This is a genomic window from Streptomyces sp. NPDC090798 (assembly GCF_044768965.1).
GTDB lineage: Bacteria > Actinomycetota > Actinomycetes > Streptomycetales > Streptomycetaceae > Streptomyces.
Map to the genome: position 1 here is coordinate 60,787 of NZ_JBIVXA010000016.1, position 26,996 is coordinate 87,782.

A 26,996-nucleotide genomic window follows, 5' to 3' on the forward strand; every position below is an offset into this window, starting at 1 on the left:
GCAGTTCCCCACGCCCCCTGAGGGCGGGGCTTCGCCCCGCATCCCCCGGCCGCCCGACAGTTCTTCGGCCGGCGGTCGGTGGGGGCTGAGCGCGCAGTTCCCCGCGCCCCCAGGGGGGCTGTGGCACGCATCCTCCGTGCCCTGAAAGGCTCGCGTCCGCGTAAGGTGACCGTGCTCATGGAGAAGCGCACGCACGTGCACCCGTACGCGATGAGGGAGCGAGAGACCATGCCCGGCACCGGCGGCAGCGGCGCCGTAACCCGTAGCACCCTGCGGCAGCAGATCGCGGACGCGCTCCGCGACGAGGTGCTGGCAGGCCGGCTCCGGCCCGGGCAGGCGTTCACGGTGAAGGAGATCGCCGAGCAGTACGGCGTCTCCGCGACCCCCGTCCGCGAGGCCCTCGTCGATCTGTCGGCCCAGGGCCTCCTGGAGGCGGACCAGCACCGCGGCTTCCGTGTGCACGAGTACTCGCTGGACGACTACCGCGGCATGATCGAGGCCCGGAGTCTCGTCACCGACGGGATGTTCCGGAGTCTCCTCGCCGGAGGCATGGCGCAGGCCGACGATCCGCGCACCTTCGCCGCCCTCGCCGGGGTCCGCCGCCGTGGCGAGGAGGCCCAGCGCGCCGCGACGGCCGGCGACCTGAACATCCTCATCGGCTACGACCTGCGCTTCTGGCGCGAGCTGAGCGCCCTCTTCGGCAACGCCTACCTCGCCGACTTCCTGCACCGCCTGCGCGTCCAGTCCTGGGTGTGCACGGTGCAGCACCTGCGCCGGGTGGAGGATCTGAAGGGCCACCTGTGGGCGGCCCACACGGAGCTCGTGGACGCGCTGGGCCGCCGCGACCCGGGCGCGGCGCACGCGATCGTCGCCGCGTACAACGAGCACTCCCTCGCCCTGCTCGAGCGTCTGACCGCCGGATGAGCTCGACGTGAGGTCGTGGCGGGAGGCATGTGCGCCGGTGCGACAGGTGGGCGCACGGGGTGTGGGTACGGGATCCGCACGAGGGGGACTGAGGACGGGTCCCACCCATTACGCTTCCCTGACCACCGTGCTTCCCAAGGAGCTAGAGGAGCCGTCTGTTGGCCTGTGACCTGTGGCTGGTCCCGCTCGTCGACGTGTTGTGCCACACCCCCGACAATCCCTTCGCCGAGGAGCTGGCGCTGTACGACAAAGCGCTGGGCGAGGCCGGACTTCCGCCGGTCCCGGTGTACGCGTACATGCCGGGGCTCTCCGGCGACGTGGCCCCGGTCGCCGGTTTCGACTACGACGCGCTGCACTTCCTGCGCCGGGCGTATCTGCTCCAGATGTGCGGCCTCGCGGTGACCCCGGTGGATGAACTGGGCGGTGACTACGAGCAGTTGCTGGAGATGTTCGAGACGAACGCCCAGCAGTCGCACCTGGTGTGGCACTACGACCACGCGGGCGCGTACGTCCCGGTCGACTTCCCGCATCCGCTCGCCAACGACGAACTCCTCGCCGGGGGCGGCCCCCTGGGCTCCTCCCAGACGCTGCTGCGCGAGCTGGAGTTCGTGGCCCAGTCGATCGGTATCGACCCGGCGAACCCCCCGGCCGCCCCGCAGCCGCCCATGGCTCCCACGGAGCTGGAGGAACCGGCCGCGCCCGCCCCGTACGACGCGAGCCCGTTCGCGCGCGAGCGGCATGTGTGGCTCGGCCTGCACGCGGCGGCGACCCGCAGCCTCGCCCAAGGGTCGATGATCATCTTCAGCTGAGGCGCACCCCGGCCGGACAAGGCCTGGGGCGGGACCGCCGGCCGGGTGATCCGGTCGGCGGCCCCGGCCTCGGAAGATGAGCGGGCCGCGGCTCAGAACACCGGCGTCCCGTCCTGTGTCAGCTTCCAGTTGGTGACCGCGAAGTCGGCGGGGTCGAGGGTGCCCTTGGACGTGACGTAGTCGATCATCAGCTGGCGGATCTCGTTGGTGGAGCTGTACGCGATGTCGGCGGCCGCGATGTGCGGGTAGCCGCTGCCGCCGTTGGCGCGGTAGTTGTTGACGGCGACGACGAAGACCTGGTCGTCGGCGACCGCCGCGCCCTTGTAGGTGAGGTTCTTGATGCGGGAGCCCTCGGCCTGCGCGATGTCGATGTCGTACTCGACCCCGGCGGCGGTGTCGTACATGTAGTCCCAGAAGTTGTTGGCGTTGGTGAGGGTGGCCGTGTCCACCTTCGTACCGGACGCGAACTGGTGGTAGTACTTCGCCGCGTACTCCAGGTAGTCCTTGAGCTGGGCGCCTGTGAGCTTCTTGCCGTACAGGGTGTTGTCGTAGATGTAGAGCCCGGCCACGTCGCGGATGGTGACGTTGCCCGCCGGGATGTCGGCGGTGCGGCTGAAGGGCGCGGCGACGGAGATCAGGGGCAGGGCGGCGTCGGCGGTGGACAGGCCGGAGGCCACCGTCGCCATCTGGACCTGGTGGATGAAGTCCATCACCGGGACGTCCTTCCAGCAGGCCTCGGCCGCGGAGAGGTCCGCGGTGCAGGTGCCCACCGGAGTGTTGACGTACTTCACGACCAGGTCGTGGTCGGCCTTGAGGAGCCTGGTGATCTCCGGGTCCTCCTCGACCGTGTTGCTGTTGAGGGTCTGCGCCTTGGTGCTCGTCACCTTCCACTGGCCGTGGTGGAGTTCGAGCTCGAAGTCGAAGACGGTCAGGCGCATGCCCCAGCAGTACGGCTCGGAGAGGACGACGTCCTTGCCGGTCTCCTCGTTCTTCACCGTGTACGACGAGACCTCGACGTGCGTGTGACCGACGAGGATCGCGTCGATGCCGGGTACCTGCTGGGCGACGAGGTTCGAGGCGTTCTCGATGTACGGCAGCTCACTGCCGTACGACGAACTGCCGTCCAGGCCCGAGTGGTCGGTGAGGAACACGACGTCGCAGCCGAGTGCGCGCATCCGCGGGACGTACTTCTTCGCCTGCTCGACGAGCCCGGTGAACGCCATCTTCCCGGAGACGTTGTCCTTGTCCCACAGGGCGATGCCCGGGTTGGTGAGGCCGAGGATGCCGACCTTGATGTCCGGGGCGCCGGGGACGCGGATGCGCTTCACGGTGTACGGCTGGAAGGCCGGGCGCAGCGTCTTGGCGTCCAGCGCGTTGGCGCCGAGCAGCGGGAAGTGACACTGCTGCTCGAACTTGCGCAGGGTCTCGATGCCGTAGTTGAACTCGTGGTTGCCGAGGGCGGCGGCGTCGTAGCGCATGTGGTTCATGGCGACGGCCATGGGGTGCACGGGGGCGCGCTTGCCCTTGGCGGCGACGATCGGGTCGACGCGGGCGTAGTAGTACGCCAGCGAGGTGCCCTGGATGATGTCACCGGCGTCGACGAGCAGGACATGCTTCTCGCCCTTGGCGGCGCGCTGCTGCTTGATGAGGGTGGCGACGCGGGCGACGCCCACGGAGTTGCCCTTGCTGTCCTTGTACGCCGCGTCCGTGTAGTAGTCCCAGTCGAAGACGTGGCTGTGCAGGTCGGTGGTGCCCAGGATGGAGAAGGACCAGGTACGGGGCGCCTTTTCGGGCTTGTGATCCGCGGCCTGGGCCGGGGTCGCGGCGACGGCCCCCGCGACCGTGACGGCCGCCCCGGTGACGGCCGACTTCTTCACGAACTCCCGGCGGTTCATGGGATTGACGGGCATACGTGTCTCCTGGGACTGGCTGGGACTTGGCTGACGGGAGCAACTGCGCGAGTCGTGCGGGGACTTCGGGCACTGCATGTGCGCTAGGTGTGCCAGGTGCGTCACGTGCGCCACACGCACCCAGTGCACTACACGCGTAGATCGTCGTCGGGTCCCGGCCGGTCGGGAACCAGGAACAGACCATGTCCAGGTCAATTAACGGTCAGCTTGCCCTGCCGGACGGTCACTCCGTGCCATGACGGCGCCTTCAGTTCATGAGGCCGTTGGCGGGAGGACGGCGCGGAGCCGAGCCCCACGGCGAGTGCGGCACATCCCACGGTGAACGCGGAGGCCGCCGCCCCCGGTTGGGGACGACGGCCTCTCACTGCATCAGGGCGACGGAACGCCCGCCTTCGCCGAACGATCTGAACGGTCCGAACGGTCCGAACCATCTGAACGGTCCGAACGGATCAGATGAAGGAGTTGATCTCGATCGTCTCGTCGCGGCCCGGGCCGACGCCGATCGCGGAGATCTGGGCGCCGGACATGTCCTCCAGCGCCTTGACGTACGCCTGGGCGTTCTTCGGGAGGTCGGAGAAGGACTTCGCCTTGGTGATGTCCTCGGACCAGCCCGGGAGGTTCTCGTAGATCGGCTTCGCGTGGTGGAAGTCGGTCTGGGAGTACGGGAGTTCCTCGACGCGCTTGCCGTCGATCTCGTACGCCGCGCAGACCGGGATCTCCTCCCAGCCGGTCAGGACGTCCAGCTTGGTGAGGAAGAAGTCGGTCAGGCCGTTGACACGGGTCGCGTAGCGGGCGATGACCGCGTCGAACCAACCGCAGCGGCGGTCACGACCGGTGGTGACACCGCGCTCGCCACCGATGCGGCGCAGCGCTTCGCCGTCCTCGTCCAAGAGCTCGGTCGGGAACGGGCCCGAGCCGACACGGGTCGTGTACGCCTTGAGGATGCCGATGACCCGGCTGATCTTCGTCGGGCCGACACCCGAACCGGTGCAGGCACCGCCGGCCGTCGGGTTCGACGACGTCACGAAGGGGTACGTGCCGTGGTCGATGTCGAGGAGCGTGCCCTGGCCGCCCTCGAAGAGCACGACCTTGTCCTGCTCCAGCGCCTGGTTCAGGATCAGGACCGTGTCAGCGACGTACGGCTTGAGCCGGTCCGCGTAGCCCAGCAGCTCCTCGACGACCTGCCCGGCCTCGATGGCACGGCGGTTGTAGAGCTTGGTCAGCAACTGGTTCTTGACCTCGAGGGCCGCCTCGACCTTCTGGGTCAGGATCGACTCGTCGTAGAGGTCCTGGATACGGATGCCGACGCGGTTGATCTTGTCCGCGTAGGTGGGCCCGATGCCACGCCCGGTCGTGCCGATCTTCCGCTTCCCGAGGAAGCGTTCCGTCACCTTGTCGACGGTGACGTTGTACGGCGTGATGATGTGAGCGTTTCCGCTGATCAGGAGCTTGGAGGTGTCGACGCCGCGCTCGTTCAGTCCGTTCAGCTCGGAGAACAGGACCGACGGGTCGACGACGACTCCGTTTCCGATCACCGGAGTGCACTCCGGCGTGAGGATTCCGGAAGGGAGGAGGTGGAGGGCGTACTTCTGATCGCCCACGACTACCGTGTGGCCGGCGTTGTTGCCGCCCTGGTAGCGCACCACATAGTCCACGGATCCACCGAGCAGGTCGGTGGCCTTTCCCTTGCCTTCGTCACCCCACTGAGCACCGAGCAGCACAAGTGCGGGCACAGGCGTACACCCCTTCCGGGCGGGGCATGTCCAAGGTCGGGGACGTACGCGGCTGGTTTTCGATACGGCTGCGTACGCCGGCGACCTCCTTTGGCCGCGACCGTCGGACCGGATGCCCCGGAATAGACGAAGCCCCTGGCGCAATAGCGCAAGGGGCTCTTGCACAAAGATGCTACCCGAGGAAGCGAGGCATGACCGAGGTGGCGGCTTCCGACCAGCTCCTTGTGGTCATCGACCCGGTCGCCCGTTGGACGGACGGCGAGTCTGTACGGATCGCAAAAGACGTGCTCAGCGCGGGTGCGACGACGAAAGTATGCCTTCCGGAAGGGCCCGAGGAATTTGCCCGGGCGCTGGCCCGCAGGGGTTCCCGGCGGCCGGTCGTGGTGGGCGACGACCGCGCCCTGTTGCGCGCTGTGTCCCTTTTGCACCGACAGCGGGAACTGGCCGGATGTGGGGTGTCGTTGGTGCCGGTGGGGGGCGTGCTGTCGCTGGCGCGGGCGCTCGGGGTGCCTGTCGGTGCCGTCGCGGCGGCCCGGGCCGTGCTCGACGGGGTCGAGCGGCGGCTCGATCTGCTGGTCGACGAGAGTGACGGGGTGGTGTTGGGGGCGTTGCGGATTCCGCCGGTGGGGGCGGGTGGGGGGATGAGGGGTGCCGAGGAGGTCGACGAGGCCGACGTGGGGGGTGTCGGTGGAGTCGGCGGTTTCGGGCGCTCTGGAGGATCTGGGGGCTTCGGGGGCTCTGGAGGATCTGGGGGCTTCGGGGGCTTCGGGGGTGGTGCTTCCGGGCTCGGGGGGCATGCGTGGCTGCGGACCTGCCAGTCGCTGGTCCGTACGCTCGCGGCGCGGCCCGCGCGCGTGGCGTCCGTGCCGGGGCCCGGGCCTTCGCGGCTGCGGGTCGAGGTCGACGGGGTCATCCTGGTCGATCTGGACCAGCCGGTGGAGGCGGTGTCCGTGACGCCTGGCGTTGCCGGGGGTGCGGAGGTGGAGGTTCGGCCGGTTTCTGTGGGGGCGGAGGCTTCGCCGTTGCGGGTGGTGGGGCGGCGGGTGACCGTGTCCGGGGCGGACTTTCGGTACCGGGCGGATTCTGTGGTGTCCGGGCCTGTGCGGACGCGGACGTGGACGGTTCGGGAAGGGGGGTGGGGGCTTACGCTGCCGAGCTGAGCCCCCAGGGGTTTCCCGCCCCCGCCGCCCCTACCCGTCCCGTCCCACGGGCTCTGCCCCTTCGACCCCGGGGTGTGATGGTCGACTGCCGGTGGGTGGGGGCTGGTCGCGCAGTTCCCCGCGCCCCTCAGGCGGGGGCTTCGCCCCGCCTCTTCAGCGCGTCCGGCACGCTATGGCCGGGGCAGTGCGGAAGTGGACTCGTCCTTCAGGGATACGCCGGTGCGGCCGAGGTCGCGTGCTCTGCGCATCAGTGTCGCCAGCTTCGTCGCCGCGGCGGTGTGGGACAGGCCGAGGGGCGGGCGGATGTTGGAGAGGCAGTTGCGGTCGGCGTCGGTGGTGTGACCCGGGCGCGGGTCGTACGTGAGATACGCGCCGAGCGAGTCCGCGGCGGACATCCCGGGCCGCTCCCCGATGAGGACGACGGCCATCCCGGCCCCCAGCGCGTGCGCGATGTCGTCGCCGAGAGCCACCCGCGCCTGCTCGGCGAGCACGACGGGAGCGACGCGCCAGTCGGAGGGCAGCCGCTGTGCCGTCGCGCGCACGACGGCCGCCGCGTGCTCGTGCACCGCCCGGCTGGACAGCCCGTCGGCGACGACGAACACCACGTCCCAGCCGTCGCGGGGCAGGTGCGCCCGGTCCACGTCGTGGAGCCTGCGTCCGAGGTCGGGGCGCTGGAGATAGGTGAGCCGGTCGGGGGCGGCGCTGCGCACCCGTATCGTCGCCGCACCCGTCAGCGCGGACGCCACCACGTCCGGGTCGAACGGCGAGTGCACCGCGTCCCGCGCGGCGGCGTGCGCGGCCTGCAGTTCGAGCCGGTGCCGCGTGGGCAACGCCGAGCCGGCCCGTCCGAGCCCGATCCGGGCCTGGGTGTGCCGGCGCAGGGAGGTCCAGAGGGCGGTGTCCGACTCCCGGTCCGCGAACGGAGCGGTCGAGGCGGCCGGGACAGCCGAAGTGGCCCCGGCGGTCGGGGCGGTCGGGTTGCTTTCCAAGTCGCCCGTCAGAGACATGAATTGACGTTCCGTCATGCCGCCAGCCCCCGTCCGATCGCCGTCAGTGGATGGCCCGTACCCGCCACGTCCCGTATCCCGCCGCCGTCGTCCAGCAGACCGATCCGCTCCAGCCACGTCTCGAACTCCGGTGCCGGGCGCAGCCCGAGCACCTCGCGCAGGTACAACGCGTCGTGGTACGAGGCCGATTGGTAGTTGAGCATGATGTCGTCGCCTCCGGGAGTGCAGATCACGAAGGAGGCGCCGGCGACACCGAGCATGGTGAGCATCGTGGCGATGTCGTCGTCATCGGCGTCGGCGTGGTTGGTGTAGCAGATGTCGAGGCCCATGGGCAGGCCGAGCAGTTTGCCGCAGAAGTGGTCCTCCAGGGCAGCGCGGAGGATCTGGCGGCCGTCGTAGAGGTACTCCGGGCCGATGAAGCCGACCACCGTGTTCACGAGCAGCGGGTCATAGCGGCGGGCGACCGCGTACGCCCGCGCCTCCACCGTCTGCTGGTCCACCCCGTGGTGCGCGTCGGCGGAGAGCGCGCTGCCCTGCCCCGTCTCGAAGTACAGGGCGTTGGAGCCGACCGTGCCCCTGCCCAGCGAGCGCGCCGCCTCGTACGCCTCGTCCAGAAGCCCCAGCGTGACCCCGAACGAGGCGTTCGCGGCCTGTGTACCGGCGATGGACTGGAAGACGAGGTCCACCGGGGCGCCGCGTTCCATCAGGTCGATGCTGGTGGTGACGTGGCACAGGACGCAGGACTGGGTGGGGATGGAGTAGCGGTCGATCACCCCGTCCAGGAGGTCCAGCAGGTCCCGTACCGCCTTGGGGCTGTCCGTGGCCGGGTTGATGCCGATCACCGCGTCGCCGGAGCCGAGGAGCAGGCCGTCCAGCAGGGCCGCCGCCACGCCCGCGGGGTCGTCGGTGGGGTGGTTGGGCTGGAGGCGGGTGGCCAGGCGGCCCGGGAGCCCGATCGTGGAGCGGAACGCGGTGACGACCTGAACCCTGCGGGCAACTGCCACCAGGTCCGCGTTGCCCATCAGTTTCGACACCGCGGCGACCATCTCCGGGGTCAGGCCGGGGGCGAGTGCGGCGAGTGTCGGCGCGTCCGCCGCGTCCGACAGCAGCCATTCGCGGAACTCTCCCACCGTGAGGCCCGAGACGGGGGCGAAGGCCGCCGCGTCGTGGCTGTCCATGATGAGGCGGGTCACGTCGTCGGTCTCGTACGGGATCACCGGCTCGGCGAGGAACCGCGCGAGGGGGACCTCGGCCAGCGCCCACCGCGCGGCGACGCGCGCCTGCGCGGAGTCGGCGGCGAGCCCGGCGAGGCGGTCGCCGGAACGTTCGGGGCTCGCGGCGGCGAGCAGCTGCGCAAGACCGGCGAAGGAATGCGTCCGGCCGCCGAGGGTGGCGGAGTAGGTGCTCATGCCAGGGACCGTACGGAGGGGCGTCGGGCGCGGTCCACGATCCGGCGGAGAGTTAACAAGGACGTTCGCTCCACCCGGACTCCTAAAGGTCTAGTTGACGCACATTTAACGCCCCGCCCCGTGACAGGACTCATTTCTCGTGCAGCATTCCGGTCGTAATCCACTCCGCCGCACCCAGGGTGCGGACGGCGGACGACCATGGGAAGGGGCCACTCGATGGCAGTGCAAGAGGGCGTGGTCCCTGAGGCGGCGGGCGCACCGGAGGCCCCCGGAGGCACAGTTCACCGGCTCAAGCCGAACGCGATCGGGCTGCTGGGCGTGGTCTTCATGGCCGTCGCCACCGCCGCCCCGATCACCGCCATGACGGGCAACGTGCCCTTCATGGTCTCCGCCGGCAACGGCATCGGCGCCCCGGCGAGCTACCTCGTCGCAATGGTCGTCCTGGCCATCTTTGCGGTCGGCTTCACCTCGATGGCGAAGCACATCACCTCCACCGGAGCCTTCTACGGCTTCATCTCCTACGGCCTCGGCCGCACCGCGGGACTCGCCTCGGGACTCCTCGCGACCTTCGCGTACGTCGTCTTCGAGCCGGCCCTGATCGGTATCTTCTCGACCTTCGCCACCGGAACCCTCAAGGACCAGACGGGACTTGACGTGCCCTGGTGGGCGTTCGCGGTCCTGATGCTCGCCGTCAACGCGACGGGCACGTGGTTCGGGGTGTCCGTCGCCGAGAAGCTGCTCGTCGTACTGCTGGCCACCGAGGTGACGATCCTGGCCGCCATGGCGATCTCCGTCGCCCTGCACGGCGGCGGCCCGCACGGCTTCACCTTCGGCCCGGTCAACCCGGTCAACGCCTTCAAGGGGACCTCGGCGGGCCTCGGCCTCTTCTTCGCCTTCTGGTCGTGGGTCGGCTTCGAGTCGACGGCGATGTACGGCGAGGAGTCCCGCGACCCCAAGAAGATCATCCCCAAAGCGACGATGATCTCCGTCCTGGGCGTCGGCGTCTTCTACGTCTTCGTCTCCTGGATGGCCATCATCGGCAACGGCGAGAGCGAGGCCGTCACGGCCGCCTCCTCCACGAACCCGCTCGCCCTGTTCTTCAACCCCACCGAGCACTACGTCGGTCACTGGGCCGTCGACGTGATGCAGTGGCTGATGATCACCGGCTCGCTGGCCTGCGGCATGGCCTTCCACAACTGCGCCGCCCGTTACATGTACGCGCTGGGCCGCGAGGGCGTCCTCCCCTCGCTCCAGCGCACGGTCGGCCGCACCCACCCCCGGCACGGCTCCCCTCACATCGCGGGCCTCGTCCAGACGGTCGTCAGCGCCGTCCTCATCGCCGCGTTCTGGCTCGCCGGCAAGGACCCGTACACCGGTACGTACGTCCTGCTCGCCATCCTCGGCACGATGGCCATCCTGGTGGTGCAGGCGGTCTGCTCCTTCGCGGTGCTGGCGTACTTCCGCAAGAACCACCCCGAGAGCAAGCACTGGTTCAGGACCTTCACCGCCCCGCTCATCGGCGGTCTCGCGATGCTCGGCGTGGTCGTCCTGCTGGTGTCCAACATGGGCGCCGCGGCCGGTACGGAGTCCGGCTCCCTCGTGCTGAAGGCGACCCCCTGGATCGTCGCCCTGATCGCGGTGGGCGGCGTGGCGTACGCGACGTATCTCAAGCGCCGCGCACCGGAGCGGTACGCCCTGCTCGGGCGGACGGTCCTGGAGGAGACCAAGGAGCGGTAGAACCAAGAAGCGGTGGGAAACACTTCTTCGGCGAGGGCTCTCAGCCCTCGCCGAAGTGCCGCTCCCGGTGGACCCGCCAGCGGTCCATCATCGACTCCAGCTCGCCCTCCATGAACTCGAAGAAGGCAAGGGTCTCCGCGAGCCGGCCGCCCGCCGGGGTGTCCGCGCCCAGGCTGGCGACGCCTTCGCGCAGCGCGTCCTCCCAGCGCTTGATGATCGCCTCACGACTGGTGAGCGCCTCGTACCACTGGTCGCTGTGCACGCGGTACCGCTCCCGGCGCGAACCGGGTTCCCGCTCGCGCGACACCATGTGCACCTGCGCCAGATAGCGCACCGCGCCGGAGACCGCCGCGGGGCTGATCCGCAGTTGCTCGCCCAGTTCGACCGAGGTCAGAGCACCGGTGTCCGAGGCGAGCAGCGCCCCGAAGACCCGGGACGGCATCCGGGGCATCCCTGCCTCCACGAGTTGCGCCGCGAAGTGCTCGACGAACCGCGAGACCGCCTCCGCGTCCCGACCCACGGCTCCCACCGCCTCCGGTCCCCCTGCCTCCGGCTCTGCCATCCCTCGATTGTAACCGATGGTTCATACAATTCGTTAACTTCACAAATTTCTGAAAGAAGCGTACGTTCTGAAGCATGACGAAGGGCAGGGCCAAGGGAATGACGAAGGCCACGACGAAGGCGATCACCGTCTCCGGGCTGCACAAGTCGTTCGGCGCGACACACGCGCTGGACGGTCTCGACCTGGACGTCGAGGCCGGTGAGGTGCACGGCTTCCTCGGTCCCAACGGCGCCGGGAAGTCCACCACCATCCGGGTCCTGCTGGGCCTGCTGCGCGGCGACGCTGGCGCGGCACAGGTGCTGGGCCAAGACCCCTGGGCGGACGCGGTGGAACTGCACCGCCGGGTCGCCTACGTACCCGGTGACGTCACCCTGTGGCGCAACCTCTCCGGCGGCGAGGTCATCGACCTGTACGGGCGGCTGCGCGGGGGGCTCGACCGGGCGCGCCGGGCGGAACTGATCGAACGCTTCGAACTCGACCCCACCAAGAAGGGACGCACCTATTCCAAGGGCAACCGGCAGAAGGTCGCCCTCGTCGCCGCCTTCGCCTCGGACGTCGACCTGCTGATCCTCGACGAGCCCACGTCGGGTCTCGACCCGCTGATGGAGGAGGTCTTCCAGCGGTGCGTCGAGGAGGAACGCGACCGCGGCCGGACCGTCCTGCTCTCCTCGCACATCCTCAGCGAGGTGGAGGAGCTGTGCGACCGCGTCAGCATCATCCGCAAGGGCCGCACCGTCGAGAGCGGCACCCTCGCCGACCTGCGCCATCTGACCCGTACCAGCGTGACCGCCGAACTCGCGGGACCGCCCAACGGACTGGCACACCTGCCCGGCGTGCACGACCTGGACATCCAGGGCCACCGGGTCAGGCTCCAGGTCGAGACCGACAAGATCGACGCCGTACTGCGCTCGCTCACCGACTCGGGCGTACGGTCGCTGACCTCGACGCCGCCGACCCTGGAGGAACTGTTCCTGCGGCACTACCAGGACGACGTCCAGGACGACGTCCGGGTGAACGGCGACGGGGCGATGGCGCGATGACCGCCGCGACCACCGCCGTACGGGGCGGCACACGGCTCCGGAGTTCCCGCCAACTCGCCGGGACCGGCACGCTGTTGAGGTTCTCCCTGCGCCGCGACCGGCTGATGATGCCGCTGTGGGTCGGCGTGATCGGCCTGCTGGTGCTGTCCATGCCGAACTCCCTGAAGTCCGTCTACGGCACCGCCGCCGAACGCGCCTACCTCGCCCGCCAGATGCTCACCAACACCTCCCTGCGCGCCACGTACGGGCCGGTGTTCGACGACTCGCTCGGCGGACTCACCGCCTGGCGCATCGGCGGCTACGCCGGTCTGTTCGCCGGGATCATGAGCCTGCTCGTTGTCGTGCGGCACACCCGCGAGGAGGAGGAGAGCGGGCGCCAGGAACTCCTCTCGTCGGCGATGGTGGGGCGCCGGGCCCCGCTGACGGCGGCGCTGCTGGCCGCCCTTGTCGCCAACGGCGTGCTCGCGCTGCTCATCGCGGGCGGGCTGGCAGGCCAGGGCGGCGGCGGGGCGCTTGCCCTCGGGCTCGGCGTCGGGGGCGTCGGCATGGTCTTCGCCACCATGGCGGCGATCGTCGCCCAGCTCACCGAGAGCGCGCGGCTCGCCAGGGGGCTGACGGGCGGGCTGCTCGGCGCGGCGTTCGTGCTGCGGGCGGCGGGCGACTCGTCGACGAACGACGGTTCGTCCGTGCTGACCTGGGTGTCGCCGCTGGGATGGCTGGAGAACGAACGGCCCTTCGCGCAGGAACGGTGGTGGGTGCTGCCGCTGTTCGTCGCGGCCGTGGTGATCCAGGGCGCGGTCGCGTACGAGCTCGCCGGGCGGCGCGATGTCGGGATGAGTTTCCTGCCGACCCGGCCGGGGCCCGCGCAGGGGCGGCTCGGATCGGCCGGGGCGCTGGCCTGGCGGCTGCAGCGGGGGGCCGTGCTGGGGTGGAGCCTCGGGTTCCTCGCCGCGGGGGCCGCGTTCGGCGGGATCACGAAGGGGGCCACCGATCTGGTCGGGAGCAACGACAAGACCCGGCAGATCATCGAGCGGATGGGCGGGCAGTCCGGGATCACGGACGCGTTCCTCGCGGCGATGGTCGGCATGCTCGGGATGGTGGCCGCGCTGTATGTCGTCTCTTCGGTGCTGCGCCTGCACGGTGAGGAGACCTCCCAGCGGGCCGAACCGGTGCTGGCGAACGCGGTGGGGCGGCTGCGGTGGGCCTGCGGCCACCTGGTCGTCGCCTTCGGTGGCGCGGCGCTCATCCTGTCGCTGGGCGGCCTCGGACTCGGACTCGGGTACGGCCATGAGCTCGGGCCCGTGCTCGGCGCCTGCCTCGTCCAGGTCGCGGCGGTCTGGACGCTGGGCGGGCTTGCGGTCCTTCTCCACGGGGTCTCGCCCCGGCTGGCCCCCGGCGCCTGGGGCGCGGCCGGGGTGGCCCTCCTGCTGGGCTGGATCGGCCCCGCCCTGAACGTCCCCCAGGCCGCCATGGACCTCTCCCCCTTCGGCCACCTCCCCAAGCTGCCGGGCGGGGAAATGACGTGGACCCCGGTACTGATCCTGACGGCGATCGCTCTGGCCCTGACCGTCACGGGGCTGGCGGCGTTGCGGCGGCGGGACATGAGCACCTGACGGCGGACGCAGGCGTGCCTGGTGCGGCGACCCGGGACCTCCGGGCCCCCGCACCACGTCCATGACGGGCATGGGGCAAAGGATGCAGGCCGCGGGCGGATGCCTGATCGCTGTCGTCGGCGCGGGGGCGGGGCTGGCGGTCTGGGCCGTGGGCGGCCGCGACCGGTTCCAGCGGTTCGAGCAAGGCCCGACTGGAGCGTGCTCTATGCCGAACTGCCCCTGACGGTCCTCGGCGGGACGGCCGCCGCACTGGGACTCTGGGCCCTGGGCCGACGGGTCAGAGCACGACGCTGAGCCCCTCGAGCCCGCGGATCACGAAGTTCGGCTTGCGCCGCGGCTCCGCGGCGAGGGCGAGCGTCGGCGCCTTCTCCAACAAAGCGCCCAAGGACGCCGCCAGTTCGAGGCGGGCCAGCGGGGCGCCGATGCAGTAGTGGATGCCGGCGCTGAAGGAGATGTGGGGGTTGTCGGTGCGGGAGAGATCCAGACTCTCCGGGGACGCGAAGACCTCCGGGTCGTGGTTGGCGGAGCCGAAGAGCAGGGCGATCTCCGCGCCCCGGGGAACGGTCGTGCCGTCGATCTCGATGTCGTCCAGAACCCACCGTTCGAAGAGCTGGAGCGGGGTGTCGTAACGCATCAGCTCCTCCACCGCCGTGGGGATCAGCGAACGGTCGCCGCGCAGGGCCGCCAACTGGTCGGGGTTGCGGAACAGCGTCCACCACCCGTTCACCGTGGCGTTCACCGTCGCCTCGTGCCCCGCGTTCAGCAGCAGGACACAGGTGGAGATCATCTCCTGCTCGGTGAGGCGGTCGCCCTCGTCGTGCGCGGCGATGAGGCCCGAGATCAGGTCGTCGCCCGGCTCCTCGCGGCGCGCCGCGATCAGCTCCCGGAGGTACTCGGTGAACTCCACCGACGCCCGGACCGCCTTCGCCGCCGTCTCCTCGGAAGGGTTCAGCTCGTACATCCCGCAGATGTCCGCCGACCACGGCCTGAGCGGCGCCCGGTCCGACTCCGGGATGCCCAGCATCTCGGCGATCACGGCCACCGGGAGCGGCTCGGCGACATCGGTGAGCAGATCACCGCCGCCGGCCGCCACCAGGCCGGCGACCAGCTCGTTCGCCAGCCGGTCCACATACGGCCTGAGCCGCTCGACCGTGCGCGGCGTGAACGCCTTGGAGACCAGCCGTCGGATCCGCGTGTGGTCCGGCGGCTCCAGGTCCAGCATGCCGTGGTCGTTGAGGACGTGGAACGGCTCGTGCTCGGGCGGAGGTGCCGTCCGCCCGAAGTCCTCGTGCGTGTAGCGGTGCTGGTAGGTCCGGCCCAGGCGCCGCTCCCGCAGCAGCGCCGACACGTCCGCGTGGTGCGGGACCAGCCACTGGTCGGTGGGCTCGTAGTAGTGCACCCGGCCGCGCTCGCGCAGCTCCGCGTACGCGGGGTACGGGTCCGCCACGAACTCCGGGTTCCAGGGATCGAAGGCCGACGGTGTCTGCGGAGACTGCGAGGTGTGCGAGGTGTGCGAGGCTGCCATGGGCGGACGCTAGCCCGACTCGGCCGCGCTGAACAGGGGTGTCTCGGCGGCCGGGCCGACGGCGAGGACCCCCGTACCCCGCCGTCGGCCCGGCCGCCGCACTCCCCCGGTCAACGAGCCACCCGGGTCACCGGTGACCTCGGTGACCTCGGCCACCTGGGTCACCTGGGTCACCTGGGTGTGATCAGCCGCGCCTCGTACGCGAACACCGCCGCCTGTGTGCGGTCCCGCAGGCCCAGCTTCACCAGGATCCGGCTCACATGGGTCTTGATCGTGGACTCGGCGACGAACAGCCGCGAGGCGATCTCCGCGTTCGACAGGCCCTGGGCGATCAGGACCAGCACCTCCGTCTCCCGCTCGGTCAGCTCGCCGTAGGCCGCCTGCGCCGTGGCCGAGAGCCGCGGGGCGTCCGAGAGCTTGGAGAACTCGGTGATCAGCCGCTTGGTCACGGACGGGGCGAGCAACGCCTCCCCGGCCGCCACCACCCGCACCCCGTCGGCGAGTTGACGCGCCGAGGCGTCCTTGAGCAGAAAGCCGGAGGCTCCCGCGCGCAGCGCCTGGTACACGTACTCGTCGAGGTCGAAGGTGGTCAGCACCAGCACCTTCGCGGCGCTGTCCGCGGCGACGATCTCCCGGGTCGCCTCGATGCCGTTCATCTCCGGCATGCGGATGTCCATCAGCACGACGTCCGGACCCAGCTCACGGACCCGCTCGACCGCGTCCCGGCCGTTGACCGCCTCGCCGACCACCTCGATGTCCGGCATCGCGCCGAGCAGCACCGAGAAGCCCTCGCGGACCATCACCTGGTCGTCGGCTATCAGGACGCGGATGGTGCCGTTCGTCATCCTGATTCCTCCGCCGCCCGCAGCGGCACCGGCAGGAAGACCGTCACCTCGTATCCTCCGTCGTCCGTCTCGCCCGTCGTCATCTCGCCGTCCAGCATCGTGACCCGCTCGCGCATCCCGGTGATGCCGTGCCCCGCGCCGTGGGTGGACTTCACCAGGGTCGTGGTCCGCGCGGGGCCGTTGACTATGCGCAGGCCGAGCCCGCCGAGAACGTAGCCGATCTCGACGCGGGCCGTCGCGCCCGGTGCGTGCCGCAGGGTGTTGCTCAGCGCCTCCTGGACGATGCGGTACGCCGACAGCTCCACGCCCTGCGGGAGTTCGCGCACCGCGCCCGTGACCGTCTTCTCCACACCCAGGCCCGCCTCCCGCACATTGGCGAGGAGGGCGCCTATGTCGGCGAGGGTGGGCTGCGGGGCGTCCGGAGCCTCATAGTCCGCGGCCCGTACGACACCGAGGACACGGCGCAGCTCGGTGAGCGCCGCCACCGCGTTCTCCCGGATCGTGACGAATGCCTGCTCCAGCTCGGGCGGTGGGTTCTCCACCCGGTAGGGGGCGGCCTCCGCCTGGATGGCGACCACCGACATGTGGTGGGCGACCACGTCGTGCAGCTCGCGGGCGATCGTGGTGCGCTCCTCCAGGAGGGTGCGCCTGGAGCGCTCCTGCGCCGTCTCCGACTGGTGGGCGGTCACCTCCTGCTCGGCCGCGCGGCGTACGTGCAGGACGGTGACCACCAGAAGGACCAGGGCGGAGAGGAACAGCAGCGGCGCCGTGTTGCTCCCGATGTGACCGACGCCGAAGAGGGACTCGGACATGAATCCGTACCACGCGGTCAGCACCCACATCCAGGCGGCGGTGCGCGGCCTGGTCCGCAGCGCCACGATCGTCAGCACCACCAGGTGGGTGATGAAGGCACCCGGCGGCCAGGGCCAGTCGCCCCAGCTGCCGCTGAACACGGCCGCGAACGGTGTCGCCGCCATGGAGACCCAGAAGGCTCCGACCGGCCGGACGAGCGTCAGCAGGACCGGGAGCAGCGCGAGGAAGCTGGGCACCAGCCTTCCGATGCCGGGGCCGCCATCGTTCGCGGTGCTCGCGACGGCCATCGCGAGCAGTCCGCACGCCGCGATCACAGCGTGCGGAGTCCAGGCCGCGTACTCCCTGACGCGCTCGGGGAGGCGTCGGGCGAGCGGGCCGTCCACCCGCATCCGCGGCAGCGGGCGGTAGGCGAAGGCGTCGTGGAACAGGTCCTGCCGCAGCCCGCGCAGGGCGTCCGCGGCCAGCCGGAACTCCGGGCTGCGGGGCTTGGCCCCGCCCGGCGGCTTCATCTGCGTCTGGGTCGTCTCGGTCACGTTCAAAACGGTAGGCCGCCTGCCGGGTCGCGGTCGTCACCAGTGAGAAGGGTCCTGCGGGATCCGTCTCAGGTACTACGGGTATCCCCCGGGGAGGGACCAGGGGGACGGAGGTAGAGGGTATGGAGTTGGAGAGTAGGGACACACAAGGGCTCCGGAGACAGGGGCCACGGGAGGCGCGGAAGTCTGCGGCTCAGTAGCCGGACGGGCGCACCAGGCCCGACTCGTAGGCGAAGACCGCGGCCTGGGTGCGGTCGCGCAGGCCCAGCTTCACCAGGATGCGGCCCACATGGGTCTTCACGGTCTGCTCGGCGACGACCAGGCGCTCGGCGATCTCCGCGTTCGACAGGCCCTGCGCGATGAGGGACAGCACCTCCGTCTCCCGCTCGGTCAACTCGCCCACGCGCTGCTTGAGCGGGGCGCGGGGTGTGGAGTCCAGGCGGGAGAACTCGGCGATGAGACGGCGGGTGATCCCGGGGGCGAGCAGCGCGTCGCCCGCCGCCACCACCCGTACCGCCTCGGCGAGCTGGTCGGCGGACGCGTCCTTGAGCAGGAACCCGGAGGCGCCGGCCCGCAGCGCCTCGTACACGTACTCGTCGAGGTCGAAGGTGGTGAGCACCAGCACCTTGATGTGCGGGGTCTCGCCGGTGATGCGTCTGGTCGCGTCGATGCCGCCGAGTTCGGGCATACGGATGTCCATCAGCACGACGTCCGGGGCGAGTTCGGCGACCTTGGCGATCGCGTCCAGGCCGTCGACCGCCTGGCCGACCACCTCGATGTCGGGCTGGGTGTTGAGCAGCACGGTGAAGCCCTGGCGGACCATCTGCTGGTCATCGGCGATCAGTACGCGGATGGTGCTGCTCGTCATCGGCTCTCGTCTCCTGTGCGGCCTGGGCCGGGGCGATCGGCGTCGGGGGAAGGGGGAGGGGAAAGGTCGGTGGAGGGGACGTCGCCCGTGACCGCGCCGTCGCGGGGCAGGAAGGCCGCCACCACGAAACCGCCGTGCGCGGTCTCGGAGGTCACCAGGGTGCCGCCCAGCATCGCCGCGCGTTCCCGCATACCGAGCAGCCCGTGCCCCGCGCCCGGGGACGGCGGGGCGGGACGCTCGGGTCTGGAATTGATCACCCGCACCTGAAGCCCGCGCGGGAAGTGCCACAGCTCGACGCGGACCACCGAACCGGGCGCGTGCCGCAGGGCGTTGCTCAGTGCCTCCTGGACGATCCGGTACGCCGACAGCTCCACGCCGGGCGGCAGTGGGAGCTGCTCGCCGGTGATCTCCGTGGTGACCTGGAGACCGGCGGCGCGGGTGTTCTCGACGAGGGCGTCGAGGCGGTCGAGCGTGGGCTGCGGTGAGTTGGGGGCGGCACCGGTGCCGGCCCCGAGGCCGTACGGGTCCTCGGGGTTCTCGGAGCGCAGCACGCCGAGGACGCGGCGCAGTTCGGTGAGCGCCTCCAGGGCGTTCTGCCGGATGCCCTCGAGGTTCTCCTTCAGTTCGTCGGAGGGGTTCTCGACCAGGTGCGGGGCGACCTGGGCCTGGATGGAGATCACCGACATGTGGTGGGCGACCACGTCGTGCAGCTCGCGCGCGATCCGGCTGCGCTCCTCGAGGAGGGTGCGGCGGGCGCGCTCCTCCTCGGTCTGCGAGGCCTGTTCGACCAGCTGGGTGCGGGCCTCGCGGCGGCCGCGCAGAGCGATGCCGAGGAGGACCGCCGCGGCGAAGACGACGACCGCCAGGAACCCCGTCGAGTGGTACAGCTGTCCGCCGACCAGTCCCTGCATGACGTACGTCAGCAGGGCGGTCACGGACAGCGCGCCGATGGCCACCCGTGCGGGCAGCCGCAGCGCCAGCAGGAAGAGCACCAAGGCCTGCGCGACCAGCGCGGGCGAACTCCACGGCCAGTCGGGGCGCGACGCCGGTATGTCCGCCATCATGTGCGACCTGGCTCCGGCGGCGGCCAGGAGCGTGGCGCCCAGCGACAGCCACCACGCCGGCACGGGCCGCCACAGAGCGAGGGCGAGCGCCACGCCCTGCGCGGCCCCGGTCACCTCACTCAGCGGGAACCCGAGTTGATAGGTGTCGTTGAGCTCGGCCACGCCCGCGAGTGCGAGCCCGAGCGCGATCAGGTACAGCACCACGTGCGGCAGCCGGCGCAGCAGGCGGGGCCGGGACAGCGGGGGCAGCGGGGCCGCCGACGGTGACGCGAGGTCGGTGAGGACCTCGCGCAGGAGGGCGCGGATCGGCTCGCTGCTCGGAGGCCTCGGCTCGGCGCTGGTCACGTGAGCAACCCTAGGCACGGCGGGCCGTTCGCGACCCCGCCGGACCACCGCGACGGTGGACGCGGACGACCCGGGAGGGACGGCCGGACCGGCGGCGCGGACCCTGCTCGTAGGAGCGAAAGGCGACCCAGCAGACGCCGAGCGCGAAGGCGAAGACCGGAAGCCAGGCGAGGCGGGCAGCCACCCAGCCCAAACCGTCGGGAACCATGTGCAGACCGGGCAGGCTTCCCGCCGGCAGGCCCACGGCGGTGACCGCCATCATGGACGTCTGGTGCCAGAGGAATATCGTCATCGCTGACAGATTGACCAGGGCCACCGCGGCCCATGCCAGAGGCCGCCGCAACCACCGGCGCAACGGCTCGCGCAGCAGAAGAGCGAGGCCGCACTGGGCCAGGCCGAAGGTGACCGCGGCCAGCGTCGGCGGGTTCAGGTTCGAGACCGCCGCGCCCGGGACGCCGACCATCGACGCCGGGTAGTCGGCCCACGTCACCAGCGCCGCGGTCGCCGCCGCGCCGCACAGGAGCAGCACCCAGCCCGCACGCCGCCGGTCCAGCTCGCCGCGTGTCCAGGCCGCGCCCAGCGTGTACGGGACCATCCAGCCCGCCGCCACGTTCACCCAGCCGAGCCAGGACGGGCCGCCCAGTCCGAAGCGCATCAGGTCCACGTGGAGAACGACGGCCAGCGGCCACAGTGGGTTGAGCCGGGTGAGCAGGGGTGTCGCGGCCGTCAGTCCCGCGAAGACCAGGAGGAACCACAGCGGGGACAGGGCGAGTTTGACGAGGGTGTGGACTGTGCCGACTCCCGTGCCCGACGCGAGCAGGCCCACGGTGGCCACCGTCCACAGGGTCAGTACCGCGGCCACGGGTTTGAAGAGTCGCCTGAGGCGGGCGTGCAGCCACTGTCCGTACGTCGTGCCGCGCGCCCGCGCCGAGGCATAGCTCTTCGTCGCCACATGGCCGCCCACCAGGAAGAACACCGCGAGCGTCTGGAAGACCCAGGAGATGGGGGCCAGCCACGGCATGTGCTGCAACGGGCTCGCCGTGTGCAGCGCGCCGCCGTCCGCGACCAGGGCCGTCACCAGCCAGTGGCCCAGGACCACGCCGAGGATGGCGAAGGCGCGCAGGGCATCGACGGCACGGTCCCGCTCCGCGGGGGTGGCGGCGTCGATACGGCGGGCGCCGTCTCCTATGGCGTGGGTGGCGGTGCGCAGGGCGACCGTGCGCATGGGGGTGGAGGGGGGTGTCCGTCGCTTCGGTGGGGTCTGTGGGGTCTGTGGGGTCGTTCGGCGGGTGGCTGCCTCTTCATGAACCGTCGACTCACGCACGGGTTACCTCCGAGGTGTCTCCGAGGACGATCCGGGCGAGGTTGTCCAAGGACACGGAGCCCGGTTTGAAGTAGTCGCTGTGGCCGCCGGTGCCCGCCGCGAAGACGTGGGCGCCGAAGGCCGGGGACACCGGGTCGGCGCCGAAGCCGACGGTGGTGCCGAAGAGGTCGGCGTGGACATGCGGCACGTTCACGATCCAGTCGTCGGCGCCTCGGGCCGCCCAGATCCGGGCGGAGGCGCGCAGTGCCGCCGCGGAGTCCGCGCCGGTGCCCGGGCTGCCGATGAGGGCGAGGTCGTCCACGTCCAGCCCGCGTGCCGCGCGGCCGCAGACGACCGTGCCGTACGAATGGCACAGCAGGGAGACGTGCGCCTTCTCGCCGACGACGCCCCGCAGTTCGCGTATGAACCCCTTCAGTCGCGGGGCCGCGTTCTCAGCGCGGCCGGTCGTCAGGACCGTGGTACTGACCGTGCCCGGTGTCTCGTAGCCGAGCCAGGTGATGACCGCCGTATGCGGACGTGAGGTGGGTCCGTGGGTTCTGTGGGTTCCGTGGCGATGGTCGAGGCTGTTGAGGCGGTCTTGGAGGGCTGCCGCTCCTGCTCGAAAGCGGCCGTAGGTCTCCAAGGTCGTGTCGGAACCCGGGACCAGGACCGCGACGCGGTCGGCGTGGGCGAGGCCGCCGAGGACCTCGACGGCCAGGCCCTGGCCGCGGCCGTCGAAGGTGAGGAAGTGGCGGGAAGGGGCGGCCATGGCGCGGTCCGCTGCGGCGCGGGTGCGGTCGCCGTGGGCGGCGGCCATGCGGGACGCCTCCGCGGCGTTCGCCCGGTTCGCCGTGTACGCCTTGTCCAGCGTCGCTGTCGTCGGCGGGGCGAGGGCGGCGGGGGCCGGGGCCGGGATCCGGGGGCGGGCCGCGGCGGAGACGGGGACGACCACGGCGGCCGTGACCAGGGCGGCGAGCAGGGTGCGGCTCAGGCGTCGGAGGAACCGGCCGTGGGAGGTGGGGGGCGGGGGCTCCCGTGGGGGACTGGACGGTTCAAGAGGCGGTGCCGTCGGGGCGGCTTGTGTCGCCCTTCCCGCCGCGGTCGGCTTCCCCCGGAGCTCCATGGCGTCCTCCCCGTCCGGTCCGCCCGCTCATCGGGCGCCTCTGGATGGGAAGTTACGGATCGTGACGTGTCGTTCGCGTCCCGCCAGGGAGCTCATCTTGGAGGTAGCTCTCAGGTACTACGGGTATGACCGGGGGGCGCTACCAAGCCAGTTGGGCGATCTCCTCGGCCACCACCGCGCACGCGTCCGCCGCCGGGTCGATCAGCGGGAAGTGGCCGACATCCTCCAGGAGCGTCAGACCGACCACCTCGCCCGCCCTCGCCGCCGCCTCCGCGTACGACTCGGCGACCGCCTCCGGGACGACGACGTCGGTGCGGCCCTGCACGAGGGTCGTGGCGATGCCGGTGGGGAGCAGGAACGCCGGGTCGGCGTACGGCTGCCGCTCCGCGAACCTGGCCTCGCCGCCGAGGAGTTGGCGGGAGGCTCCGGAGCAGACGTTCAGTTTCTCGGCGAGCGCGAAGTCCGCGATCGGGGCGAGGGCGACGACACCGCGCAGCGGGGCGGGGCGGTCGGTGCGCCAGGGGGCGTCGGCGGGCAGGACGTGGCGGGCGGCGGCCCACAGGGCGAGGTGGCCGCCGGCCGAGTGGCCGGTGATCACCGTGCGGCGCAGGTCCGCCCTCGGCAGGTGCTCGCGGGCGAGCGCCGGCAGCGCGTCGAGTGCGGCCGCGATGTCGTCGAAGGTGTCCGGCCAGCGGCCCGCGACCGGGCCCTCGCCGCCCTGCGCGGGGATCGTCGCGCCCCGGCGGTACTCCACGTTGGCCACGGCGAAGCCCCGGCGGGCCAGGAAGTCCGCGAACGGGGTGATGTGGCGACGGTCGTACGGGGCGCGCCAGGCGCCGCCGTGCAGGACGATCACCAGCGGGGCGGGGACCTCGGGGTCCGGCTCGCGCGGGGTGTAGAAATCGATCACCTGGTCGGGATGGTCGCCGTACGTGGCGGTGACGTCGGGGTCGACCGGCGGGTGGGAGAAGGCCGAGGCCTCCTCGGCGGCGTCCCGTGCTGCGGCGTCGTCCGGCATGCTCCAACCTCTCAGCGGTGAAACGGATTTGGCGGACCAGGAGTGAATTCGGCCGTTGGCGGGGACGGTATCAGGCCGGTGACGTGGGTCTACACCCGGATGTCACGCTCGGTGAGGGGTAAACGGATCTGGTGTTTCGTTACGCTGGGTGGGGTCAGCGAACGGCATTGCTAAGGAGTCCGTCATGTCCGCCGAGTCCGGCACCGTGGGTCGTGGCGAGCGCGGCCTCGTGGGTCGTGGCGAGCCTGGCCTCGTGGGTCCTGGCGAGCCTGGCCTCGTGGGTCCTGGTGAACCCGGCACCGTACCTCCTGGTGTACCCGGCACCGTACGTCCTGGTGGGCGTACTGCCCGGGTTCGTGCGGCCGTGTTGCGTGCCGCGGGGGATGTACTCGCCGAGGAGGGGTTCGCGCATCTCGATCTCGCCGATGTGGCGCGGCGGGCGGAGGTCGGGAAGACGACGGTGTACCGGCGGTGGGGGTCGGTGACGGGGCTCGTCGCCGATCTGCTGGGTGACATGGCGGAGCAGTCGTCGCCGCGTACGGAGACCGGGTCCGTACGGGGTGATCTGCGGGCCAACGCCGCGTTGGTGCGGAGGACGTTGGCCGATCCTCGGCAGGGGGCGTTGTTTCGGGCCGTGATCGCCGCGGCGACGTGCGATGTGCGTACGGCGGAGGCGTTGCGGCGGTTCTATGACGTGCGGGTGCGTGAGTGGGTGCCGTGTGTCGAGGAGGGGGTGGCTCGGGGGGAGCTGCCTGTGGGGACCGACGCGGCGATGGTCGTACGGGCGGTGTCGGCGCCGCTCTATTACTCGTTGCTGACTGTTGGGGTGGTGCCGGACGAGGGGGCTGCCGTGCGGGCTGCGGAGGGGGCGTTTGCTGCGGCGGTGGCGGGGGTGTACGTCGTTGGAGAGTGAACCGGCGTGGGGGTCGGCCGGGGGTTGATCGCCCCCGCCGCCCCTACCCGTCCCATCCCCAGGGGCTCCGCCCCTTCAACCCCGCCGGGCGCTACCGCCCCCGAACCCCCCACGGGGCTCCGCCCCTGCACCCCACCGCGGGCTACCGCCCCCCTGCACCCCACCGCGGGCTACCGCCCCCCTGCACCCCCCACGGGGCTCCACCCCCGAACCCCCCACGGAGCTCCGCCCCTGCACCCCACCGCGGGCTACCGCCCCCCTGCACCCCCCACGGGGCTCCACCCCCGAACCCCCCACGGGGCTCCGCCCCTGCACCCCACCGCGGGCTACCGCGCCCCTGCACCCCACCGGGGCTACCGCCCCCTTGACCCCCACAAGGCTGCACCTCGGACCCGTGCGGGGCCGCACCCCCGGACACCCACGGGGCCACGCCCCTGCGCTCCACCGGGGGCTACCGCTCGCTGGACCTCCGCAGGGCGGGCCGGTGGGGGGTATGGCCTCGGACACCGGGGGATCCGAGGGTTTTGGGGGCGCGGGGAACTGCGCGATCGGCCCCCACCGGCCCGCAGCAGAACTACCGCGGCCGGGCGCAGCCCCGGGCCCAGGGCCCCCGCCCACCCGCAGGTGAACAGAACACCGGCTACGCCCCCTGGCGCACCGTCTCTCCCAGCACTCGCGCCGCCCGTTCCACGTCCCCGAAGCCCACGTACAGGGGGGTGAAGCCGAAGCGGAGGACGTCGGGGTGGCGGAAGTCGCCTACGACGCCCCGTTCGATCAGGCGCTTCATCACCTCGCCCGCGTCCGCGCAGCGCAGGGCGACCTGGCTGCCGCGTTCGGCGTGGGCGGAGGGCGTCAGGGACTCGACGCGACCCCGGGGGACGTACGCCTCGACGCATTCCAGGAAGAAGTCGCTCAGGGCGAGGGACTTGGTGCGGACGGAGTCGATCGAGACGCCCTCCCACACCTCCAGCGCGGCCTCCAGGGCCAGCATGGAGAGGATGTCCGGGGTGCCGACGCGGCCCCGCAGGGCGCCCGGGGCCGGTTCGTAGGCGGGGCTCATGCCGAAGGGGTCGGCGTGGGAGTTCCAGCCGGGGAGCGGGGAGTCGAAGCGGGACTGGAGGGAGGAACGGACGTAGAGGTACGCGGGAGAGCCCGGGCCTCCGTTCAGGTACTTGTACGTGCAGCCGACGGCCAGGTCGACCCCGTGGGTGTCGAGGTCCACCGGCAGGGCCCCGGCGCTGTGGCACAGGTCCCAGACCGCCAGGGCACCCGCGTCGTGGATCGCGGACGTGAGGGCCGGGAGGTCGTGCAGACGGCCGGTGCGGTAGTCGACGTGGTTCAGCAGCACCGCCGCCGTGCGGGGGCCCAGTGCGGACGGGACCTCCGTCGGCTCCAGGGGGCGCAGTTCGCAGCCTGTCAGGCGGGCCGCGGACGCCGCGATGTAGCCGTCCGTCGGGAACGTCGTCGCGTCGACGACGATCTCGTCACGCCCCTCGGAGGACAGGGCGGCCAGGCGGACCGCTCCGACCAGGGCCTTGAAGACGTTCACGCTCGTGGAGTCGCCCACCACGATCTGGCCGGGGGCCGCCCCGACCAGCGGCGCGATGCGGTCGCCGATCCGTTCCGGCGCCGTCCACCAGCCGCTCTCCTCCCAGGAGCGGATGCGCAGTTCGCCCCACTGGCGGCGTACGACGTCGTCGACCCGGCCGGGGACCGACGCCGGGAGCGCGCCGAGCGAGTTCCCGTCCAGGTACACCACGTCGTCCAGGACGAACTGCGCACGCAGTTTGGCGAGTTCGTCGGAGGTGTCCAGTTCAGCGGCCCTGACACCCAGGTCGGGCCGCTCGGAGACACCCAGTTCAGACCGCTCAGACATGAGACCTCGCCGTCCACAGCTCGGGGAACACGTTCTTCTGCGCCCGCTTCTCCAGCCAGGCCACCCCGGCGGAGCCGCCCGTGCCCGTCTTCGCGCCCATCGCACGGCGCGTCGCGACGAGATGGTCGTTGCGCCATCGCCACACCAGTTCGGCGACGTCCGTCAACGCCTCACCGAGTCGGGCGAGTTCGTCATGCTCGTCGCCCGCGTACAGGGCCGTCCACACCGCCTCCACCTCCGGCGAGGACTCGTAGCGCCGGGACACGTCCCGAACCAGTACGGACTTCGGGACCGCGTGGCCGCGTCGCGCGAGCAGCCTCAGGACCTCGTCGTAGAGGCTCGGTTCGTGCAGCGCCTTCTCCAGTTCCGCGTGCACGCGCGGCGCGCCCCGGTGCGGGACCAGCATGGACGCGGACTTCTCGCCGAGCAGGAACTCCATCCGGCGGTACATCGCGGACTGGAAGCCGGAGCCCTCGCCGAGGGCCGAGCGGTAGGAGTTGAACTGGGCGGGGGTGAGCTGGGCGAGGGGCCGCCAGGAGGCGTTCAGCGCCTCCAGCTCCCGTACGGACCGCTTCAGCGCGGCCACCGCGACCGGCACCCGGTCCTCGCGCAGCGCGTTCGCCGCGGTCTCCCACTCGTGGACGATGACCGTGAACCACAGCTCCATGACCTGGGTGGTGACCAGGAAGACCATCTCTCCGGGGTCGTCGGAGAGGGTGTGCTGGAGGTGGGTCAGAACGTCCGCCTGGACATAGTCCTCGTACGGGGTCGTTCCCTGGAAGTCGAGATGCGGGGTCTCGGGCTCCTGAGCCTCGACGGGCTGAGCCTGCTGGGACGACATCGCTGTCTCCTGATGCGTACTCCGG

General features: G+C 71.3%; 23 protein-coding genes. 7 read left to right on the forward strand and 16 right to left on the reverse strand.

The window, feature by feature from the left end; genetic code table 11:
- Positions 1 to 228: 228 nt before the first annotated feature.
- Both ACIQTP_RS30585 and ACIQTP_RS30590 read left to right on the forward strand, forming a co-directional pair.
- Complete coding sequence (locus ACIQTP_RS30585; RefSeq protein WP_403406112.1) at positions 229 to 924, forward strand: GntR family transcriptional regulator; 696 nt, start codon at positions 229 to 231, stop codon at positions 922 to 924.
- A 158-nt stretch (positions 925 to 1,082) separates the two neighbouring features.
- Positions 1,083 to 1,733, forward strand: coding sequence for a hypothetical protein (locus ACIQTP_RS30590; RefSeq protein ID WP_382159485.1), 651 nt, complete (start codon positions 1,083 to 1,085; stop codon positions 1,731 to 1,733).
- A gap of 92 nt (positions 1,734 to 1,825) precedes the next feature.
- Here the strand turns inward: ACIQTP_RS30590 and ACIQTP_RS30595 are convergent, their stop codons facing one another.
- Positions 1,826 to 3,643, reverse strand: coding sequence for a bifunctional metallophosphatase/5'-nucleotidase (locus ACIQTP_RS30595; protein WP_403405747.1), 1,818 nt, complete (start codon positions 3,641 to 3,643; stop codon positions 1,826 to 1,828).
- Between the two features lie 449 nt (positions 3,644 to 4,092).
- Positions 4,093 to 5,376: an adenylosuccinate synthase gene (locus ACIQTP_RS30600; protein WP_403405750.1), complete on the reverse strand. Its 1,284-nt coding sequence runs from the start codon at positions 5,374 to 5,376 to the stop codon at positions 4,093 to 4,095.
- Positions 5,377 to 5,567: 191 nt separating this feature from the next.
- Between ACIQTP_RS30600 and ACIQTP_RS30605 the strand changes: the two genes are divergently transcribed.
- Positions 5,568 to 6,536, forward strand: coding sequence for a diacylglycerol kinase (locus ACIQTP_RS30605; protein ID WP_403405753.1), 969 nt, complete (start codon positions 5,568 to 5,570; stop codon positions 6,534 to 6,536).
- 170 nt (positions 6,537 to 6,706) lie between these two features.
- Here ACIQTP_RS30605 and eutC read toward each other — a convergent pair whose 3' ends face one another.
- A complete protein-coding gene (eutC, locus tag ACIQTP_RS30610; protein ID WP_403405756.1) occupies positions 6,707 to 7,543 on the reverse strand; it encodes an ethanolamine ammonia-lyase subunit EutC in 837 nt (278 codons plus the stop codon).
- Positions 7,544 to 7,557: 14 nt separating this feature from the next.
- A complete protein-coding gene (locus tag ACIQTP_RS30615) occupies positions 7,558 to 8,952 on the reverse strand; it encodes an ethanolamine ammonia-lyase subunit EutB (RefSeq protein WP_403405758.1) in 1,395 nt (464 codons plus the stop codon).
- Between the two features lie 216 nt (positions 8,953 to 9,168).
- Here ACIQTP_RS30615 and ACIQTP_RS30620 point away from each other — a divergent pair, with 216 nt between their 5' ends.
- Positions 9,169 to 10,689: an APC family permease gene (locus ACIQTP_RS30620; RefSeq protein WP_403405761.1), complete on the forward strand. Its 1,521-nt coding sequence runs from the start codon at positions 9,169 to 9,171 to the stop codon at positions 10,687 to 10,689.
- Positions 10,690 to 10,729: 40 nt separating this feature from the next.
- Here the strand turns inward: ACIQTP_RS30620 and ACIQTP_RS30625 are convergent, their stop codons facing one another.
- A complete protein-coding gene (locus ACIQTP_RS30625) occupies positions 10,730 to 11,251 on the reverse strand; it encodes a GbsR/MarR family transcriptional regulator (protein ID WP_403405764.1) in 522 nt (173 codons plus the stop codon).
- Between the two features lie 74 nt (positions 11,252 to 11,325).
- Between ACIQTP_RS30625 and ACIQTP_RS30630 the strand changes: the two genes are divergently transcribed.
- Together ACIQTP_RS30630 and ACIQTP_RS30635 are read left to right on the forward strand one after the other, a co-directional pair.
- Complete coding sequence (locus ACIQTP_RS30630) at positions 11,326 to 12,291, forward strand: ATP-binding cassette domain-containing protein (protein ID WP_403405765.1); 966 nt, start codon at positions 11,326 to 11,328, stop codon at positions 12,289 to 12,291.
- Positions 12,288 to 13,904 carry an ABC transporter permease gene (locus tag ACIQTP_RS30635; RefSeq protein WP_403405767.1) on the forward strand — a complete coding sequence of 539 codons (1,617 nt, stop codon included), beginning with the start codon at positions 12,288 to 12,290 and terminating at the stop codon, positions 13,902 to 13,904. Before ACIQTP_RS30630 ends, ACIQTP_RS30635 begins: the two co-directional genes overlap by 4 nt.
- A 277-nt stretch (positions 13,905 to 14,181) precedes the next feature.
- Here ACIQTP_RS30635 and ACIQTP_RS30640 read toward each other — a convergent pair whose 3' ends face one another.
- The 9 genes from ACIQTP_RS30640 to ACIQTP_RS30680 form a co-directional block, all read right to left on the reverse strand.
- Positions 14,182 to 15,429: a cytochrome P450 gene (locus tag ACIQTP_RS30640; RefSeq protein WP_403405770.1), complete on the reverse strand. Its 1,248-nt coding sequence runs from the start codon at positions 15,427 to 15,429 to the stop codon at positions 14,182 to 14,184.
- Between the two features lie 9 nt (positions 15,430 to 15,438).
- Positions 15,439 to 15,603 (reverse strand): hypothetical protein, encoded by a 165-nt coding sequence (locus ACIQTP_RS30645; RefSeq protein WP_403405773.1) that lies wholly within the window; start codon positions 15,601 to 15,603, stop codon positions 15,439 to 15,441.
- Positions 15,600 to 16,274, reverse strand: a complete 675-nt coding sequence (locus ACIQTP_RS30650) for a response regulator transcription factor (protein ID WP_054231357.1) — start codon at positions 16,272 to 16,274, stop codon at positions 15,600 to 15,602. Before ACIQTP_RS30650 ends, ACIQTP_RS30645 begins: the two co-directional genes overlap by 4 nt.
- Positions 16,271 to 17,620, reverse strand: a complete 1,350-nt coding sequence (locus tag ACIQTP_RS30655; RefSeq protein ID WP_403405777.1) for a sensor histidine kinase — start codon at positions 17,618 to 17,620, stop codon at positions 16,271 to 16,273. The genes ACIQTP_RS30650 and ACIQTP_RS30655 overlap by 4 nt, the downstream gene beginning before the upstream one ends.
- 193 nt (positions 17,621 to 17,813) lie before the next feature.
- Positions 17,814 to 18,488, reverse strand: coding sequence for a response regulator transcription factor (locus tag ACIQTP_RS30660; RefSeq protein WP_067374104.1), 675 nt, complete (start codon positions 18,486 to 18,488; stop codon positions 17,814 to 17,816).
- On the reverse strand, positions 18,485 to 19,897 hold the full coding sequence (locus tag ACIQTP_RS30665; RefSeq protein ID WP_403405781.1) for a sensor histidine kinase: 1,413 nt from the start codon (positions 19,895 to 19,897) through the stop codon (positions 18,485 to 18,487). Before ACIQTP_RS30665 ends, ACIQTP_RS30660 begins: the two co-directional genes overlap by 4 nt.
- 10 nt (positions 19,898 to 19,907) lie before the next feature.
- Positions 19,908 to 21,122, reverse strand: a complete 1,215-nt coding sequence (locus ACIQTP_RS30670; protein ID WP_403405784.1) for an acyltransferase — start codon at positions 21,120 to 21,122, stop codon at positions 19,908 to 19,910.
- A 91-nt stretch (positions 21,123 to 21,213) separates the two neighbouring features.
- Entirely contained in the window at positions 21,214 to 22,323 is a 1,110-nt protein-coding gene (locus ACIQTP_RS30675; protein WP_403405787.1) for an alpha/beta hydrolase, read from the reverse strand.
- A gap of 139 nt (positions 22,324 to 22,462) precedes the next feature.
- Positions 22,463 to 23,341, reverse strand: a complete 879-nt coding sequence (locus ACIQTP_RS30680) for an alpha/beta hydrolase (RefSeq protein ID WP_403405790.1) — start codon at positions 23,339 to 23,341, stop codon at positions 22,463 to 22,465.
- 277 nt (positions 23,342 to 23,618) lie between these two features.
- Here ACIQTP_RS30680 and ACIQTP_RS30685 point away from each other — a divergent pair, with 277 nt between their 5' ends.
- Positions 23,619 to 24,254, forward strand: coding sequence for a TetR/AcrR family transcriptional regulator (locus tag ACIQTP_RS30685; RefSeq protein WP_403406115.1), 636 nt, complete (start codon positions 23,619 to 23,621; stop codon positions 24,252 to 24,254).
- Between the two features lie 640 nt (positions 24,255 to 24,894).
- Here the strand turns inward: ACIQTP_RS30685 and kynU are convergent.
- Together kynU and ACIQTP_RS30695 are read right to left on the reverse strand one after the other, a co-directional pair.
- The gene (gene kynU, locus ACIQTP_RS30690) at positions 24,895 to 26,130 is read right to left on the reverse strand and encodes a kynureninase (RefSeq protein WP_403405793.1); all 1,236 of its coding nucleotides are present in this window, start codon (positions 26,128 to 26,130) and stop codon (positions 24,895 to 24,897) included.
- Positions 26,123 to 26,971 (reverse strand): tryptophan 2,3-dioxygenase family protein, encoded by an 849-nt coding sequence (locus ACIQTP_RS30695; RefSeq protein WP_067374111.1) that lies wholly within the window; start codon positions 26,969 to 26,971, stop codon positions 26,123 to 26,125. The genes kynU and ACIQTP_RS30695 overlap by 8 nt, the downstream gene beginning before the upstream one ends.
- Between the last annotated feature and the right edge of the window lie 25 nt (positions 26,972 to 26,996).